Annotated in this window: 17 protein-coding genes; 9 read left to right on the top strand and 8 right to left on the bottom strand. The window is 71.0% G+C overall.

From position 1 onward, the window contains the following. Window positions 1–5: 5 nt before the first annotated feature. Window positions 6–1,490, bottom strand: a complete 1,485-nt coding sequence (locus tag AB0B98_RS24535) for an MFS transporter (RefSeq protein ID WP_357365571.1) — start codon at window positions 1,488–1,490, stop codon at window positions 6–8. A 73-nt stretch (window positions 1,491–1,563) separates the two neighbouring features. On the opposite strand from AB0B98_RS24535, the gene AB0B98_RS24530 reads away from it, so the two are divergent. From AB0B98_RS24530 to AB0B98_RS24520, 3 genes are all read left to right on the top strand, one after another. Then, on the top strand, window positions 1,564–1,998 hold the full coding sequence (locus AB0B98_RS24530; protein ID WP_238670560.1) for a helix-turn-helix domain-containing protein: 435 nt from the start codon (window positions 1,564–1,566) through the stop codon (window positions 1,996–1,998). Between the two features lie 100 nt (window positions 1,999–2,098). After that, window positions 2,099–2,686: a TetR/AcrR family transcriptional regulator gene (locus AB0B98_RS24525; RefSeq protein WP_238670561.1), complete on the top strand. Its 588-nt coding sequence runs from the start codon at window positions 2,099–2,101 to the stop codon at window positions 2,684–2,686. Next, entirely contained in the window at window positions 2,686–4,926 is a 2,241-nt protein-coding gene (locus AB0B98_RS24520) for an MMPL family transporter (RefSeq protein ID WP_357365569.1), read from the top strand. Before AB0B98_RS24525 ends, AB0B98_RS24520 begins: the two co-directional genes overlap by 1 nt. A gap of 105 nt (window positions 4,927–5,031) precedes the next feature. Here AB0B98_RS24520 and AB0B98_RS24515 read toward each other — a convergent pair whose 3' ends face one another. Beyond that, a complete protein-coding gene (locus AB0B98_RS24515) occupies window positions 5,032–6,288 on the bottom strand; it encodes an erythromycin esterase family protein (protein WP_357365568.1) in 1,257 nt (418 codons plus the stop codon). 127 nt (window positions 6,289–6,415) lie between these two features. On the opposite strand from AB0B98_RS24515, the gene AB0B98_RS24510 reads away from it, so the two are divergent. After that, on the top strand, window positions 6,416–6,607 hold the full coding sequence (locus AB0B98_RS24510; protein ID WP_238670564.1) for a DUF2795 domain-containing protein: 192 nt from the start codon (window positions 6,416–6,418) through the stop codon (window positions 6,605–6,607). 109 nt (window positions 6,608–6,716) lie between these two features. Here the strand turns inward: AB0B98_RS24510 and AB0B98_RS24505 are convergent, their stop codons facing one another. Beyond that, entirely contained in the window at window positions 6,717–7,625 is a 909-nt protein-coding gene (locus tag AB0B98_RS24505; protein WP_357365567.1) for a Gfo/Idh/MocA family oxidoreductase, read from the bottom strand. A gap of 260 nt (window positions 7,626–7,885) precedes the next feature. Between AB0B98_RS24505 and AB0B98_RS24500 the strand changes: the two genes are divergently transcribed. From AB0B98_RS24500 to AB0B98_RS24490, 3 genes are all read left to right on the top strand, one after another. Next, window positions 7,886–8,251 carry a cupin domain-containing protein gene (locus AB0B98_RS24500; protein ID WP_357365565.1) on the top strand — a complete coding sequence of 122 codons (366 nt, stop codon included), beginning with the start codon at window positions 7,886–7,888 and terminating at the stop codon, window positions 8,249–8,251. Window positions 8,252–8,378: 127 nt separating this feature from the next. Continuing rightward, entirely contained in the window at window positions 8,379–8,771 is a 393-nt protein-coding gene (locus AB0B98_RS24495; RefSeq protein WP_357365563.1) for a hypothetical protein, read from the top strand. After that, window positions 8,764–9,180, top strand: a complete 417-nt coding sequence (locus AB0B98_RS24490) for a hypothetical protein (RefSeq protein WP_357365561.1) — start codon at window positions 8,764–8,766, stop codon at window positions 9,178–9,180. Before AB0B98_RS24495 ends, AB0B98_RS24490 begins: the two co-directional genes overlap by 8 nt. Before the next feature lie 113 nt (window positions 9,181–9,293). On the opposite strand, the gene fabG is transcribed toward AB0B98_RS24490, so the two are convergent. Both fabG and AB0B98_RS24480 read right to left on the bottom strand, forming a co-directional pair. Next, entirely contained in the window at window positions 9,294–10,052 is a 759-nt protein-coding gene (fabG, locus tag AB0B98_RS24485; RefSeq protein ID WP_357365559.1) for a 3-oxoacyl-ACP reductase FabG, read from the bottom strand. A gap of 43 nt (window positions 10,053–10,095) precedes the next feature. Continuing rightward, the gene (locus AB0B98_RS24480; protein ID WP_357365639.1) at window positions 10,096–11,748 is read right to left on the bottom strand and encodes an alpha-amylase family protein; all 1,653 of its coding nucleotides are present in this window, start codon (window positions 11,746–11,748) and stop codon (window positions 10,096–10,098) included. Window positions 11,749–11,828: 80 nt separating this feature from the next. Here AB0B98_RS24480 and AB0B98_RS24475 point away from each other — a divergent pair, with 80 nt between their 5' ends. After that, window positions 11,829–12,443 carry a DUF1349 domain-containing protein gene (locus AB0B98_RS24475; protein WP_357365557.1) on the top strand — a complete coding sequence of 205 codons (615 nt, stop codon included), beginning with the start codon at window positions 11,829–11,831 and terminating at the stop codon, window positions 12,441–12,443. Window positions 12,444–12,512: 69 nt separating this feature from the next. Continuing rightward, on the top strand, window positions 12,513–13,184 hold the full coding sequence (locus tag AB0B98_RS24470) for a DedA family protein (RefSeq protein ID WP_357365555.1): 672 nt from the start codon (window positions 12,513–12,515) through the stop codon (window positions 13,182–13,184). A 51-nt stretch (window positions 13,185–13,235) separates the two neighbouring features. Here AB0B98_RS24470 and AB0B98_RS24465 read toward each other — a convergent pair whose 3' ends face one another. From AB0B98_RS24465 to AB0B98_RS24455, 3 genes are all read right to left on the bottom strand, one after another. Beyond that, window positions 13,236–14,633, bottom strand: a complete 1,398-nt coding sequence (locus AB0B98_RS24465; RefSeq protein ID WP_357365553.1) for a cellulose binding domain-containing protein — start codon at window positions 14,631–14,633, stop codon at window positions 13,236–13,238. 63 nt (window positions 14,634–14,696) lie between these two features. Further along, complete coding sequence (gene yidC / locus AB0B98_RS24460; RefSeq protein WP_357365551.1) at window positions 14,697–15,452, bottom strand: membrane protein insertase YidC; 756 nt, start codon at window positions 15,450–15,452, stop codon at window positions 14,697–14,699. A gap of 102 nt (window positions 15,453–15,554) precedes the next feature. Next, complete coding sequence (locus tag AB0B98_RS24455; RefSeq protein WP_238670574.1) at window positions 15,555–15,848, bottom strand: DUF6412 domain-containing protein; 294 nt, start codon at window positions 15,846–15,848, stop codon at window positions 15,555–15,557. Window positions 15,849–15,963: the final 115 nt, after the last annotated feature.

Raw genomic sequence — 15,963 nt, 5'->3', positions numbered from 1 at the left:
GTCGGTCAACCGGACGCGGCGCTTCGGTACGGATCGATTCCGGCGCCCACCCCGGCCGGGCCTGACGGGTCGGTGGCCGACGACGGCCGGGCCGGGCGTCGGGGCACCGTGGTCAGCGCCACCAGCCACGCGGCGACCACCAGACCGGCGGCCACGGCGAACGCGGTCCGGTAGCCGCCGGCGAGCGCGGCGGTCTCGGCCCAGCCGCCGGCCCTCAGCGCGTCGCTGCGGGTGGCGGCCAGGGTGGCCAGCGCGGCCAGGCCGACCGCTCCGCCGACCTGTTGGGTGGTGTTGGCAAGGCCGGAGGCGAGCCCGGCGTCGGTGTCGGTCGCGCCGGCCATGGCCGCCGTGGTGACCGCCGGCAGGGTCAGGCCGCCGGCCACCCCGAAGATCAACATCGCGGGGAGTACGTCAGCGACGTAGGCGCCGTCGGAGGGCAGCCGGGCGAGCAGGAGGAAGCCGACGGTCGCCACGCCGAGCCCGACCAGCAGAACCATCCGGGCACCGAAGCGGGCGATCAGCCGACCGGCCAGGCCGAGCGAGACCACGGCGATCACGACAGGGGTGGGCAGGAAGGCCCAGCCGGTCGCGGCGGCGTCCAGCCCCAGCACCAGTTGCAGCTCCACGGCGAGCAGGAACTGGAATCCGAAGTACGCGCAGACCATGAGGAACTGCACGGCGTTCGCCGCCACCAGGCCCGGGACGCGCAGCACCCGGGGCGGCACCAGCGGGGTCGCCGCCACCCGCTGGCGCAGCGCGAACCCGCCGAGCAGCAGCGCCGCGAGGGCCACCGCGCCGAGCGTCCGGGGGTTGGTCCAGCCGTGCTCGCCGGTGCCGACGATGCCCAGCACGGCGGCCATCAGACCGGCGGTGGCTAGCAGCGCGCCGGGCAGGTCCAGTCCGGCGCGCAGGCCGATCCCTCGTTCGGCCGGGATTCGGCGGAGGGCCGCGATGAGGATGGCCGCCCCGATCGGCACGTTGACCAGGAAGATCGTCCGCCAGCCGGCGGCCTGGGTGAGCACCCCTCCGGCGACAGTCCCGACCGACGCGCCGGCCGCGCCGGTGAAGCTGAAGACGGCGATGGCGCGGGCCCGCTCGGCCGCTTCCGGGTAGAGCCGGACGATCATGCCGAGGCTGACCGCCATGGCCAGCGCACCGCCGACGCCCTGCCCGAACCGCGCGCCCACCAGCACTGCCGGCCCGGTGGCGACCGCGCAGGCCAGCGAGGCCGCTGTGAACAGCGTGACCCCGGCCAGGAAGACCCTGCGCCGGCCCAGCAGGTCACCGAGCCGGCCGGCGAGCAGCAGCAGCCCGCCGAACGCGACAAGGTAGGCGTTCACCACCCAGGCCAGGCCGGCGGCGCTGAAGCCCAGGTCGCGTTGGATGGCGGGCAGCGCCACCGCGACGACTGTGCCATCCAGGATGATCATCAGGCTGCCGGCGCAGAGCACCAGCAACGCCGGCCAACGGGATGGGACGACACGCTCCACGAATCCTCCTTGGTGCACGGTTTGTTACCGAGGTCATCGTCTGTGACCATGAGGCGGAGCGGAAGGAGGCACTTTGATGTCCCAGAGGAACAGCGATGTGTCCGCGCTGGTCGAGGCTGAGCTGACCTGCTCAGCCGGGAACGTGCCGTTCACCCCCGGTCAGGCTCGGGCGTGCACCGTCCGCGAGGTGCTCGACCGGGTCGGCGGCAAGTGGAGCATCGGCATCCTGGTGGCCGCCTCGCACGGGCCGGTGCGCTTCACCGAGCTGGAGCGGCACATCGAGGGGATCAGCCGCCGGATGCTCACGCTGACCCTGCGCAACCTGGAGCGGGACGGCCTGCTGCACCGCACTGTCTATCCGACCGTCCCGCCCAAGGTCGAGTACACCGCCACCCCGATGGCGCTGGAGCTCTACGAGTCGCTGGTGGCGCTGACCAGCTGGGCCGAGCGGCACCGGCGGGCCATCGCCGAGGCCCGGACCAGGTACGACACCCAACACACCCGATAAACCGCCAAGGGGTGTGGTGAACGCCACCGCTTCCATCTGACCGATCGGTCAGGGTCTGACCGATCGGTCAGGCATGCTGGTCTGCGGGAGGTGGACCGGCATGGTCAGAGCGGTACCCGACACGCACGGCGAGATCCTCGCCGCCGCGGCGCGGCAGTTCACTGTGAGCGGCTACCGGGGCACCTCCCTGCAGGACATCGCCCGGGAGGTCGGCTGTTCCAAGGCCACGGTGCTCTACCACTTCGCCAACAAGGAAGCCCTGCTCGCCGAACTGATGGCACCCGCGATCGCTGTGCTCCGCAACCTCGACGACCAGCTCAACGGCCTGACCGGAGCGGCCGCCCAGGAGGTCGCCGCACAGGGCTTCGTCGACCTCGCGGTCCGGTTCCGGCAGGAGATCGCGGTACTGCGCGGCGAGTTCCCGGAGCTGCTGTGCCAGCCGGCCTTCGCGCACATCCAGGAGATCTCCGACCGGCTGCGGGACGCGTTGGCCGGGCACTCCGACCGGCCGGGCGCCCGGATCGCCGCGCTGGTCCTGCTCGCTGGCATCTCCGAGGCGTGCGCCGAGTTCGCCGACATCCCCGACGACGAACTGCGACTCGGCCTGCTCACCCTCGCCCGGCGGGCCGTCGAACCCGTCGACGCACCACTGCCCCATCCACCCACGACCGAGGACAAGGACTCCTGATGGCCACCCTGCTCTACCGGCTCGGCCGGGGCGCGTTGCGCCGGCGACGGCTCGTCGTCGCGCTCTGGCTCGTCGTACTCGTCGTCGCCGGCCTGGCCGCGGCGACCCTGCGCGGCCCGACGGCGAGCAACTTCACCATGCCCGGCACCGAAAGCCAGCGCGCGCTCGACCTGCTGGCCGACCAGTTCCCCGCAGCCAGCGGCGCCACCGGCACCATCGCGGTCAAGGCGCCCGCCGACGGCCAACTGGCCACCCCGCAGGGTCAGGCAGTGGTGCAGGAGCTCGTCCAGCAGGCCTCGGCACTGCCCGGCGTGGTCGGCGCGGTCAACCCGCTCCAGGTCGGCGCGGTCTCACCCAACGGCCGGTACGCGCTGGTCCAGGTCCAGTTCGCCACTGGCGGGGACGACGTGACCGACGAGCAGCGCACCGCGTACGAACAGGTTGGCGCGGCGGCCAAGGCGCAGGGCTGGCAGGTCGCCCCCGGCGGTGAGGTGCTCGGCGGCGAGCCGGAGATCGGCTCCACCGAGGCGCTCGGCGTGCTTGTCGCCGCGATCGTCCTGATCATCACGTTCGGTTCCCTGGTCGCCGCCGGCATGACGATGCTCAACGCGCTGATCGGCGTGGGCGCCGGCATGGCCGGACTGTTCGCGCTGAGCGGCGCCGTCCAGCTCACCAGCACCGCGCCGATCCTGGCGCTGATGCTCGGTCTCGCTGTCGGCATCGACTACTCACTCTTCATCACCTCCCGACACCGGCAGAACCTGCTCGACGGCCTGTCCCCGGAGGAGGCGGTCGGCCGGGCCGTGGGTACCGCCGGCTCGGCAGTGGTCTTCGCCGGCGCCACAGTGGTCATCGCCCTGGCCGGGCTCGCCGTGGTCGACATCCCGTTCCTCACCGTGATGGGTCTCGCCGCCGCCGGCACTGTCACCGTCGCCGTGCTGGTCGCCATCACCCTCCAGCCGGCGCTGCTCGGCTTCGCCGGTCGCCGGGTGCTCCCCCGCCGGCTGCGCTCCGTTCCCACCGACGGCACCGTCGCTGACGGCACCGTCGCTGACGAGGACGACTCGGACGTCACCGACCGGCCCGCCGCGGTCACGACCACGACCGAGGAGCGCAACCGGTTCGGTTTCCGCTGGGCGCGACTGGTCACCAGGTTCCGCGTACCGGTCATCCTGGTCGGCCTGCTCGGCCTGGGGCTGCTCGCGCTGCCCACGCCGGACATGCGGCTGGCCCTGCCGGGCGCAGCGACGGCCGCCGTCGGCTCACCCGCCCGGGTGGCGAACGACCTGACCGTCGAGGGCTTCGGGGCTGGCTTTACCGGCCGGCTCGCGGTGGTGGTCGCCGGTGACACCCCACAGGCCACCTCGGCCGCCGTGCCGCAGGTCACCGCCCTGCTCCAGCGCACCGAGAACGTCCTCGCGGTGGCGCCGCCCCAGCTCAGTCCGGACGGCCGGACCGCGCTGCTCGGCGTGGTCCCGAAGACCGGCCCGACCGACGAGGCCACCGAGACCCTGGTGCACGACATCCGTGGCGCGGTGAGCGGAATCCCGGACGCGGACGTGCTGCTCACCGGCGTCACCGCCATCGGCATCGACGTATCCGAGAAGCTCTCCGACGCGCTACCGATCTACCTGCTGCTGGTGGTCGGCCTCTCGGTGCTGCTGCTGATGCTGGTGTTCCGTTCGCTGCTGGTGCCGATCAAGGCAGCCCTGGGCTTCCTGCTCACCGTCGCCGCCACGTTCGGCATCACGGTGGCCGTCTTCCAGCAGGGACACCTCGCCGACCTCGTCGGCCTGGACACGCCCGGCCCGCTGATCAGCTTCCTGCCGATCCTGCTCATCGGCATCCTGTTCGGGCTCGCCATGGACTACGAGGTGTTCCTGGTCTCCCGGATGCGGGAGGACTTCGTCCACGGTGAGACCGCCCGACAGGCCACCATCAGCGGCATGGGGCACGGCGCACGGGTGGTCACGGCCGCCGCGCTGATCATGATCTCGGTCTTCGGGGGCTTCGTCTTCCTGGAGGACCCGGTGATCAAGTCGATGGGCTTCGCGCTCGCCATCGGCGTCGCCATCGACGCGTTCGTGGTCCGGATGACAATCGTCCCGGCGGTGATGTCGCTGCTCGGCGACCGCGCCTGGTGGCTGCCGCGCTGGCTCAACCGCGTCCTGCCCAACGTGGACATCGAGGGCGAGGGCCTGCGGACCCACCTCGAAGACCGCACGCCCACGCACGTCTGACCCGCACCACCCCGGTCGATCATGGAGTTGTGGTGCCCGTCGTGCCCCGATCAGAGGCCTTCGTCCAGCACCACAACTCCATGATCGACGCCATCAGGCACTGCGTCAGACGCCGGCCGGGTAGGTCTCCATCTCGCCGGGGACCGCTGGCACCGGCAGTGGGTGCAGGGCCGTGGTGTCGTCGCACCAGATGAAGGCGTCATAGCGGTCGCCGAGCCGGGTGGGCACGTAGTTGCCCCAGGACTCGAACGACGGGTCGTAGACGACCCCGATCGCCCGGTGGTCCACTGTCTCGGTGACCCAGCCCGGCTGGTCGTCACCGCCGAAGATCAGCACCGCCCGCTCCGGCATCAGCTCGTGCAACCGCCGCTCGATCGAACCCTCGCGAGCCGGGGGCACCACCATCGCCTCGGGCGGCGAACCCCAGCGTGGTGCGGCGATCACGGTGCCCCGGTAGCTGCCGAAGCCGACCAGGGCCACCGCGTCCTCGCCGTGCCGCTCCCGGGCCAACTGGCCAATGTTGACCATCCCGTCGGCGGCCATGTCGGTGGCCCGCGCATCCCCGACGTGCGTGTTGTGCGCCCAGACGATGCCCCGGGCGTCGGGGCCGTAGCGGTCCAACAGCCGGTCCAGGGTGTCCTGCATGTGGGTGTCGCGGATGTTCCACGAGTCCGGTCCGCCGGCCACCATCGCCCGGTAGTAGCGCTCGGCGCCGGCCACCACCTCCGCGTTCTGCCAGGCCGAGAAGCGGTCCGGGCCATCGGAGAGGGCGTGTTCGCGGGTCCGGGCGAGCAACCGGACGACCTCCTCCTCGCACCGGGCGGAGACGAAGCGGCTGGCCGCGCCGTACTCCTCGACCCTCTTGCCGTACGGCTCGAAACACCGGTACGCGTCCTGCGCCGCCTCCAGCGACTTCGGGTCCTCCTCCCCCAGGTAGTCGAAGATCGCCTGCATCGACTCCCAGAGGCTGTACACGTCGAGGCCGTGGAAACCGGCCCGCTGCTCCTCCGGCCGCTCCACGTTCCAGGCCCGCAACCAACTGGCGAACCGGGCCACCTCGGCATTGGCCCACATCCAGGTCGGCCATCGCTCAAACTGGTGGAGGGCGAGCTGCGGTTCGAGCGCGCCGCCGGGCGAGGCGGTCACCGAACGGTGCACCCGGTCGCAGTCGGGCCAGTCACCCTCCACCGCGACGAAGGAGAAACCGCACTCCGCGATCAACCGGCGGGTGAGCTGCTCGCGCAACCGGTAGTAGTCGTAACTGCCGTGGGTGGACTCACCGATCATCACCACCCTGGCGTTCCGAACGCGCTCCAGCAACGGGTCGAAATCGCTCGGCGCGCCGAGCCGCTGAACCAGCATGCCAGCGGCTACCCGGCCGCCGCTGCGGCAAACCGTGCGCGCAACGCGGGCCGACACGCCGGCCGCCGGGCCGTCGTGGGCCCAACCAAGCCGGTGTACGACCACCGCGAGCGGGTAGCCGGCCGGCATGACCGTCACCGGGGTTCAGTTGCAGGAGTACCTGGCCGGGCTCGACTACCCGGTCTCCCGGGAGGACCTGATCCGCTGGGGTCAGGAGAACGGGGCCAGCACAGCGATGTTGCAGATGCTGCAGGCACTACCACCCGACCAGTTCAACTCCCCCGACGAATTAAACGCCGCCCTCTCCACCCCCACCTAACCCCCACCCACCCGGCCCCGGTCCGACCCCGTTGATCATGAAGTTATTGCCATCCGCCACGGCGTGTCGCGCCGCTAACTTCATGATCAACGGGAACGGCGGGTGGGCGTCAGGGGAGGGGGACGGGGATGGTGCGGGATTCGGTGCGGGCGGTTTCGGCGGCGGCGAGGATGCTGACGACCTCGCGGCCGAAGCGGACGTCGCAGCGGTGGTCCCGGGTGCCGGCCCGCACCTGCTCGACGAGCTGGTCGATGGCGACGCCGAACGCGGTGGCGGCGTCGTTCTCGCCGAACGGGACGTTTTCGATGCCGTTCTCGCCGTAGAACACGAACTCCCGGGCCATCGACTCGGTCGGGGCGTCCAGGGACAGCGAGGCGCTGCTCGTGGCACCGCCCTCGTGGGTGAGCAGCAGATGCACCATCCCGCTCGGTCCGTCCATCGCCGCCACCTGGGTCACCCGGCCCAGCACCGGCAGGAGGATCGAGAGCGCGTGCGGGGCGATGTCCCAGAGCGCGCCGTGCTCCCGACGCCACAACGAGCCGCCGTACGGGCTGCCGTCCTGGAAGATCGAGGCGAACGCCGTGGTCCGGCCGTGCTGCCAGCCCCCGGCGGCGGCGGTGGCGGCGAGGAACGCTGTCACGTTCGGCTGGAACCGCTGGGTGAAGAAGACGACCGAGGCGACCCCGGACTCGTCGGCGGCGGCCACGACGCGGTCGGCGTCGGCCACGCTGAGCGCCAGCGGCTTGTCCAGCAGCAGGTGCCGGCCGGCGCGGGCGGCCCGGACCGCGATGTCGGCCTGGATGTCCGGCGGCAGGGCGACGGCGATCGCCTCGCACTGCTCGATCAGCGCGTCGACGTCGGCGTAGGCGGGCACCCCGTACCGCTCGGCCAGCGCGGAGGCCCGCTCCGGGTTGCGACCCCACACCCCTACCAGTTCCGCGTCGGGATGTGCGTGCAGCGCCTTCCCGTGCGTCTCGATCGCCCAGTGACCGGTGCCGAACAAGCCGAACCGCAGCACGTGTACCTCCGCTGTTTCCCCGCACCGCGACAACGCCACGGACGTGATCCACGCTAGTCGCCCGGGCGGCCATGACGGCGGCGGGTTCGACCAATCGAAGCAGCTCACCTTCATTTCCGGGTCGGTGGTCGAGCTGACCGCCCGGCCGTCGGCGCATCGGTCCGCCCGTGGTCTGCCGGCACCGCCAGCGGGCCGCTGTCGGCAACGTCAGGTCCGATCTCCGCCAGACCCGGCAGCCGCGGCGAGGCAGTCTCGACGGCATGCAGAGCACCAATCCAGCGATCATCACCAGCGGTGTCGTGACGTTTGAACACTGGTACGACTTCACCCAGGGCGGCCCCGTGCACCGCGCGCTGCTGCCGTTTCCGTCGACGGCGCCCGCCCCGTTCGAGGTCGCTCGCTGGTCGGTGGCCCCGAACACCTCCAACGACCTCGACGTCCACCGGTCCCGCGAGGTGTGGATCATCGTGTCCGGGACCGGCACCTTGACGTTCGCCAACCAGACGAGGGTGTTGCGGGCCGGAGACGTCGCGGCGTTCGACAGCGGTGTGCCGCACCAGATCACGAACGACGGCCCGGACCCGCTCCTGGCCGTCTCCGTCTACTGGCTGCAAGCAGGCGACTGACGCCCGGTGGGCACCGGGAACTGCGGGTACCTCGACCTGCGCGTCACACGTGGAGAGGCAGCGCGGCCCTTTACTACGACGGTTAGTAGGCTGGGCCGGTGACCGAGGCAACGACCGGGTGGTGCCGGTGACCAGCGTGGGCGCCGATTCGCCGGTGGACGGGATCGTCGCGACAGTGCCAATCGTGCTGTCACTGCTCGTCGCGGCGTGGGCGCTGGTGGCGGCGGTACGCCACCGACCGCCGGACCGGATGCAGTTCGTCGGTCTGGCCGTACTCGAAGTGGCGTTGTTGGTGTTGAGCGTGCTGGCGCTCGTCGCGGTCGGCGGCGGGGATCGGCCCGGCGAGCCTGGCGCCTTCTTCGGCTACCTGGTCACGCTGGTGTGCCTGCCGCCACTGGCCTGGGTGCTGGCTCGGATGGAACCGACCCGCTGGGGCTCGGCGATCGTGTGCGCGGTCTGCCTGGTGACCCCGGTGGTGGTGGTCCGCCTGCAGCAGACCTGGGAGGTGCTCGGTGGTTGAGGCAGGATCGGCTCGGCAGCGAACGAACTCCGGCCCGGGTCGGCTGTTGATCGCTGTCTACCTGCTCTTCGCCATCGCGGCGACGAGTCGGGCGGGTTTGCAGATCGCCACCAAGTTCGACGAGGCGCCGGTGGCGTACCTGCTCTCCGGGGTGGCCGCGCTCATCTACATCGTGGCGGCGGTGGGGTTGGCCCGCGCCGGGCACACCGGCCGTCGGGTCGCGCTGGCGTGCTGCTCGGTGGAGCTGGTCGGGGTGGTCGCGGTCGGCATTCTGAGCCTGGTCGACAAGGACCTCTTCCCGGACGAGACGGTCTGGTCGCAGTTCGGCAGCGGGTACGGCTACATCCCACTGGTGCTGCCGGTGCTCGGCCTGATCTGGCTTTGGCGCACCCGTCGCGCACCCGCCTGACCTGCCGCACCCGCTGACCCGCCTGACCCGCCGCGCATCCGCCCGACCGGGCGTGGGCCCGGCGACGAGGGCGCCGGCTCACCTGCCGGAGCGCCCTCGTCGGGAGTACGGGGTCAGTCCCGGGGGCCACCCGCGACGTAGATGACCTGACCGGAGACGAAGCCTGCGCCCTCGCTCGCCAGGAACGAGATGGTGTGCGCGACGTCCTCCGGCCGGCCCGGGCGGCGGACCGGGATCTCGGCGGCGGCGTGCTTCTGGAAGTCGTCGAAGTCGACCTTCATCCGGGCGGCGGTGGCCGCCGTCATGTCGGTGACGATGAAGCCGGGCGCGACAGCGTTCACTGTCACCCCGAACGGACCCAGCTCGATGGCGAGCGTCTTGGTGAAGCCCTGCAGACCGGCCTTGGCGGCGGCGTAGTTCGCCTGGCCCCGGTTGCCCAGCGCGGAGGTGCTGGAGAGGTTGACGATCCGCCCCCACTTCCGGTCCACCATGTGCTTCTGGGCGGCCTGGCTGAACAGGAACGCGCCGCGCAGGTGCACCCCCATCACCGTGTCCCAGTCGGCGTTGGTCATCTTGAACAGCAGGTTGTCGCGGAGCACACCGGCGTTGTTGACCAGCACGGTGGGCGCGCCCAACTCGGCGGCGATCCGGGTCACCGCCGCCTCGACCTGGTCCCGGTCGGACACGTCCGCGCCCACCCCGAGCGCCCGGCCACCGGCACCGGCGATGGCGTCCACCGTCTCCTTGGTGGCCGCCTCCTCGATGTCGACCACGGCGACGGCCATTCCGTCGGCGGCCAGCCGTCGGGCGGTGGCCGCGCCGATGCCGCGTGCGGCTCCGGTGACGATGGCGACGCGGGACTCCTCCGACATGATTACCTCCCGGTAACTTGGGGTCGATCGGAGGAGCTTAACCTCAACAGGCCGACCCTCGGCATAGGCGAATCCACCGGTATCCGTGGCCGGACACCTTGACCGCGCCGAGCTTGCCCAACTCTCCGTAGCCACGATCGGCGAGCACGTCGATCGGCAGGTCGGCCTCCGGCTCAAGGCTGCTGAGATCCACCTCGACGTCGTCGGTGCTGAGGTTGTGCACGAAGACCATCGTCCCGGTCGGCCCGTCGGCCCGGTGCGCCAGCACTCCGGCCGGCATCGCCACGTCGATGTGGGTCGTCGAGCCGGAGCCGATCTCCGGAGCCTCCCGCAGCGTACGGATCATGCGCTCGAACCAGGCGAGCAGCGACTTGGCGTCGCCGCGCTGGGCGGTGACGTTGACGTTCTGGTAGCCGAACTCACCCTTGTCGATCACCGGGCGGACCAGCTTCTCCGGGTCCGCCGTGGAGAAGCCGGCATTCGGCTGGTACGACCACTGCATGGGGGTACGGATCGCCTCCCGACCGGGCAGCGACAGGTCCTCGCCCATCCCGATCTCCTCGCCGTAGCGCAGCACCGGCGTGCCGCGCATCGAGAACTGGAGGGCGTACGCCAGCTCGATGTGCCGCCGGTCGTTGCCGAGCATCGGAGCGAGCCGGCGACGGATGCCCCGGTCGTAGATGCGCATGTTCTCGTCCGGGCCGAACTTCGCGTACACCTGGTTGCGCTGTTCGGTGGTCAGCCGGGACAGGTCGATCTCGTCGTGGTTGCGCAGGAAGGTGGCCCACTGCCCGCCGACGGGCAGCTTCGGGGTGTCGCGGAGCGCCTCGATCAGCGACTCCGGGTCCTCACGGGCCAGGGCGAGCATGAGTCGACCGTTGAGCATGAAGTCGAAGAGCATGTGGATCCGGTTGCCGGAACCGCTGGCGTCGCCGAAGAACGTCGGTAGCTGGTCCGGCTCGACGTTCGCCTCGGCCAGAAGGACTGCGTCGCCGCGGCGCCACTGGACGTGCTGGCGCATCTCGGTGAGGAACTCGAAGTCCTTCGGGGAGTTCGGGTTGCCCGGTTCGGTCAGCTCGATGATGAACGGCACCGCGTCCATCCGGAAACCGGAGACACCGAGCTGGAGCCAGAACGACATGATTTTCTTGATCTCGTCCCGGACCTGCGGATTGGCGAAGTTGAGGTCCGGCTGGAACTTGTAGAACCGGTGGTAGAACCACGCCTTTGCGGTGCGGTCGTAGCTCCAGGTCTCCTTCTGCTCGCCGGGGAAGACCATGCCCTGGTGCCTGTCGTCCGGCTCGGTGTCGGACCAGACGAACCAGTCCCGGTACGGCGAGTCCGGCGAGGATCGGGCGGACTGGAACCACGGGTGCTCGTCGGAGGTGTGGTTGACCACCAGGTCGATGATCACGCGGATGCCCCGGTTCTGCGCCTGGTGCAGCAGCTCGGCGAAGTCACCCAGGGTGCCGAAGCGCGGGTCCACGTTGTAGAAGTCGGTGGCGTCGTAGCCGTCGTCACGGTTGGGCGACGGGTGGATCGGGTGCAGCCACAGGCAGGTCACCCCGAGCCGGGCCAGGTAGTCCAGCCTCCCGATCAGCCCACGGATGTCACCGACCCCGTCGCCGTCAGAGTCGGCGTACGTGTCGATGTCGAGGCAGTAGACGACGGCTTCGGAATACCAACGGTCACCCATGCCGAAGGAACATCTCCGTTCGATCACCGCGGCAAACCAACCCGGCGGGCCACACCTCGTGGTGGGCTACCGTGCCGGTCATGGAGATCGACCTCGTACCGCCGAGCGAACTGTTGGACTGGTCCCGCGGCAGTTGGCTGCATCCGCCGGTACGCGTCGAGGAGGGCCCGGCCGGCGAGTTGGTCGTCGAGCCGGCGGCGAACAGCGACTTCTGGCGGCGGACCAGCTACGGCTTCGTCCACGACAACGGCCCGGCCCTGCTGGCGCCGCTGCCGGTGGGCACCGCCATGGAGGTGAGCTTCCGGCTCGACTTCTCGGCGCAGTTCGACCAGGCCGGTGTCTTCGTCCGCGTGGACGAACGGACCTGGACCAAGGCCGGTGTCGAGGTGAGCGACGGTGAGGCGCAGCTCGGCGCGGTGGTGACCCGGGAGTTCTCCGACTGGTCGGTGGGGCCGGTGCCGGACTGGGCGGGCCGGGAGGTGACCGTCCGGGTCAGCCGGGCCGGTGACGCGCTGACGGTCCGCGCGCGGGTCGTCGACGAGCCGTGGCGGCTGGTCCGGCTCGCCCCGCTGGACCCGACGGCCGAGGCTGTCGCCGGCCCGTTCTGCTGCGCGCCGTCCCGCGCCGGTCTGACAGTGGTGTTCACCGGTTGGCGGCAGGGGCCGGCGGACACCGCCCTGCACCCGGAGCACTGAGCGCAGGTGTAGTTCGCGCCCCGGTGGGTATGACCCTCCGATCCCCGACCGCCGACCGGAAGGACGACCATGGCGTACGCCCAGGCTGGCGACCCGTCCGAGTTCACCGGGTTGACCGGCTGGGTGGCCTCGGTGATCGAGGTGATGGGCCCGGTCGGAGTGGCGCTGCTGGTGGCGCTGGAGAGCATCGTTCCGCCGATCCCCAGTGAGATCGTGCTGGCGCTCGCCGGTTTCCTGGCGCACGAGGGCGAGTTCAACGTCTTCCTCGTGGTGCTGGCCGCGACGGTCGGCTCACTCGTCGGCGCGTTGGTGCTGTACTGGCTGGGCGCGGCGCTCGGCGAGGAACGGCTCAAGCGCTGGTTGGACCACATCCCGTTGGTGGACAGCGACGACCTGGAGAAGGCCGACAAGTGGTTCGAGCGGCACGGTCGGTGGGCGGTGCTGATCGGCCGGGTGGTGCCGGTGGTCCGCAGCCTGGTTTCCGTGCCGGCCGGGGCCAACCGGATGCCGTTGGGCGAGTTCATCCTGCTCACCACAATCGGCAGCGGGGTGTGGAACGGTCTCATCGTGGGGGCCGGTTACGCGCTCGGGAGCCGTTGGCAGGATGTCGAGCGCTACAGCGACTGGTTCAACTACGCGATCGTCGCGGTCTTCGTCGTGATGGTGGCCAGTTGGGTGATCCGCAAGGTTCGCAAGCGTCGGGGTCGCGACGACCGGCGGTCGGTGACCGGCGGTCGCTGATCCACGTCACCGCCTACCGCCGGCGTCCTGACCGGACGCCGGCGGGCGCGGTCAGGGCAGGGTGTCCAGGTGCGGGCCCACAGTGTTGGCGAAGCCGTTGCCGTTGCTGACGTCCCAGTTCACCGACCAGGTCATCGCGCCCCGGATGCCGGGGTAGGTGCGCGGCGGGCGGAAGCTGCCGCAGTTGGTGCCCCGGGCCAGGCAGTCCAGGGCGGCGTTGACCACGCTGGGCGCGACGATGCCGCCGCCGGCCGCCCCCGCTCCGGCGGGCAGGCCCAGGCCGACCTGGTCGGGGCGGAGCCCGGCCTCCAACTGGATGCAGGCCAACGCGACGATGAAGTTCACGGTGCCCTGGCCGTACGCGGCGTTCTGGTCGCAACCGAGCATCGCGCCGGAGTTGTAGTACTGGGTGTTGACGACGGTGAGGATGTCCTTGATGTCGAGCGCCAGCTTGAAGTAGCCGCCGGCCGGGTTCTGCATGTCGATGGTCTGCGGCGCCATCGCGATGATCAGCCCCGACCCGATCTTGGCCCGTAGCGCGCGCAGCGCCTGCGCCATGTACGTCGGGTTGAGCCCGTTCTCCAGGTCGATGTCGATCCCGTCGAAGCCGTACCGGGCGATCAACGCGGCGGCCGTGTCGGCGAACGCGGCGGCCGAGGCGGCGTTGTTCACGCTGACCCGGCCGGTTTCACCACCGACGGAGAGGATCACCCGCTTGCCCCGGCTGTGCAGGGTGCGGACGTCGGCGGTGAAGTCCGCGTCGGTGTAGCCGCCGAGCGAAGCGGCCAGCCCGCTGTCGACGCCGAAGGTGAGCGCGCCGGGAGTCGCGGTGGCCTCGGCGAAGGCGACAGCCACCAGGTCGTACTCGGCGGGGACGTCGCGCAGCCGCAGCTCGACGGCCGGGTTGTCGAAGTTGTGCCAGTACCCGGTGAGCAGGTGTTTCAGCAGCCCACCGGTGGGCGGGTCGGTCGGCGGCGGGGTGGTTGGCGGGGGCGTCGTCGGTGGCGGCGTGGTGGGTGGCGGCGTGGTGGGTGGCGGCGTGGTGGGTGGGGTGCCGCCGCAGGACGCGCCGTTGAGCTGGCAGCCGCTCGGCGAGCCGGAGCCGCTGGCCAGGAAGCCGAAGGAAACCGACGCGCCCGGGGCGATGGTGCCGTTCCAGGACCGGTTGGTGAAGGTGTGCCGCTGGCCGGATGAGCTGAGCAACGCGTCCCAGTAGCTGCCGAGGGTGGTGCCGGACGGCAGGTCGAAGGCGAGGCTCCAGCCGTTGATGGTCGAGCTGCCGCCGTTGGTGACTGTGTACTTTCCCTCCCAACCCGAGCCCCACTCGGCGGTCTTGACGAAGCTGGCGGTGGCGCCTGCTGCGTACGCGGGCAGCGCCACCCAGGCCGCGCCGAGTGTCGCAGCGAGGGCGGCGACGAGGGACAGGACGAGGGATCTGGAGCGTTTCATGCGACCCTCCGGGCCCGGACGGGCATTTATGGACGTCAACGTTGCCGCCAATTATTAAGACAGTTAACTGTTTCTGTCCAGAGGGTGCGACGGAACCGCCTGCGGACGGCGGAGCACCGCCTGCTCAACTGCCGACCACACGCTCGTGGTCACCAGGTAGATCACCGCGGCGAGCGGCAGCACCAGCGCCACCAGCACTGTCGTGAACGGCAGCAGGGGCAGCAGCCGGCCGAGCGTGGCCGCCCCCGGCCCCTCGGTCGGCGTACCCGCCACCGTGCCGACCGCCGCCGACGCCCGCCGAGCCCGCCGCGACGACCACCAGGCCACCGCCAGCAACACCACAAGCAGCACGCCGAACAGCGGTCCGGCCGCACCGGCCAGCCCGTCGCTGAGATGGTGACCCAGTGGCACGCCGGCCAACCGCTCGTCCAGCAACCCGGTGCCGCCCTCACTGGTGCTGAACAACCGGTACAGCACCAGCAGGAACGGCGCCTGGATGAGCAGCGGCAGGCAGCCGGCGATCGGGTTCGCGCCGGCCTCCCGGTACAACGCGAACACCTCGCGCTGAAGCGTCGCCGGGTCGTCCGCGTACCGCTGCTGGAGCTCACGCACCTGTGGGGCGAGCGCAGCGCGGCGCCGCTCGCCGCGGACCTGCGCGACGGTCAGCGGCGAGATCAGCAGGCGGACGGAGATGGTGAAGAGAACGATGGCGGCGGCGGTCGCCCCGCCTCCGGCAAGTGGTTCGAGCAGCTCGGTGAGCCAGGACAGCGCGCTGCCGGCAGCGGCGACAGCGTCGTGCAGTGGTGCGAAGGCAAGCATGGGAAACCCCTCGGTCCGATTCCGGTGAGGCCCTCCCCCGGGCGTTATCCGCTCAGCAAGGGGGGCCGGTGACGGCGGGATCGGCCGCGCGGCGGCGGGGCGCTACGCGGCCGAGGGGTGCCCCGGAGCACGGGGACGGGGACGACCGGCCGCATCCGGGTCGATCTGGCGAGGCATTCGGCGACTTCGGGAACGGGCCCGCAGGCCGGCCCACCGCGGCCCGGCACCGGGCGCGCCCGCCCGGTCGTGCACCCGGGCCGCCAGCACCACCGCGAGCAGCACCAGGGCGGTCAGCGCGGCGCCCGCCAGCAGGTCGGCCGGTCGACCTGCGAGCAGCGTGAGCTGGGCGAACGCGGACATCCACGCGACCCCGACATAGCCCAGCAGCACCGGCACGGGCCCAGCATAGGACCCGCTGTCACGTCACCCGGCCAAATCCCGCGGCCCGCCCCGAGTACGAGCGTCGCCGCCACGTTTCCCGGCATCGCCACGTTGGGTAACCAACGATGGA

Origin of the sequence: Micromonospora sp. NPDC048947, assembly GCF_040649495.1 — a bacterium.
GTDB lineage: Bacteria > Actinomycetota > Actinomycetes > Mycobacteriales > Micromonosporaceae > Micromonospora > Micromonospora alfalfae.
The sequence above is the reverse complement of the archived record's forward strand: the minus strand, read 5'-3'. Positions and strand labels throughout refer to the sequence as shown.

Excerpts from the sequence above, each read along its gene's own strand:
- AB0B98_RS24525 (WP_238670561.1), top strand. The coding sequence starts at position 2,099 with ATGGTCAGAGCGGTACCCGACACGCACGGCGAGATCCTCGCCGCCGCG.
- AB0B98_RS24520 (WP_357365569.1), top strand. The coding sequence starts at position 2,686 with ATGGCCACCCTGCTCTACCGGCTCGGCCGGGGCGCGTTGCGCCGGCGA.
- AB0B98_RS24515 (WP_357365568.1), bottom strand. The coding sequence starts at position 6,288 with ATGCTGGTTCAGCGGCTCGGCGCGCCGAGCGATTTCGACCCGTTGCTG.
- AB0B98_RS24510 (WP_238670564.1), top strand. The coding sequence starts at position 6,416 with ATGACCGTCACCGGGGTTCAGTTGCAGGAGTACCTGGCCGGGCTCGAC.
- AB0B98_RS24500 (WP_357365565.1), top strand. The coding sequence starts at position 7,886 with ATGCAGAGCACCAATCCAGCGATCATCACCAGCGGTGTCGTGACGTTT.
- fabG (WP_357365559.1), bottom strand. The coding sequence starts at position 10,052 with ATGTCGGAGGAGTCCCGCGTCGCCATCGTCACCGGAGCCGCACGCGGC.
- AB0B98_RS24480 (WP_357365639.1), bottom strand. The coding sequence starts at position 11,748 with ATGGGTGACCGTTGGTATTCCGAAGCCGTCGTCTACTGCCTCGACATC.
- AB0B98_RS24475 (WP_357365557.1), top strand. The coding sequence starts at position 11,829 with ATGGAGATCGACCTCGTACCGCCGAGCGAACTGTTGGACTGGTCCCGC.
- AB0B98_RS24470 (WP_357365555.1), top strand. The coding sequence starts at position 12,513 with ATGGCGTACGCCCAGGCTGGCGACCCGTCCGAGTTCACCGGGTTGACC.
- AB0B98_RS24465 (WP_357365553.1), bottom strand. The coding sequence starts at position 14,633 with ATGAAACGCTCCAGATCCCTCGTCCTGTCCCTCGTCGCCGCCCTCGCT.
- yidC (WP_357365551.1), bottom strand. The coding sequence starts at position 15,452 with ATGCTTGCCTTCGCACCACTGCACGACGCTGTCGCCGCTGCCGGCAGC.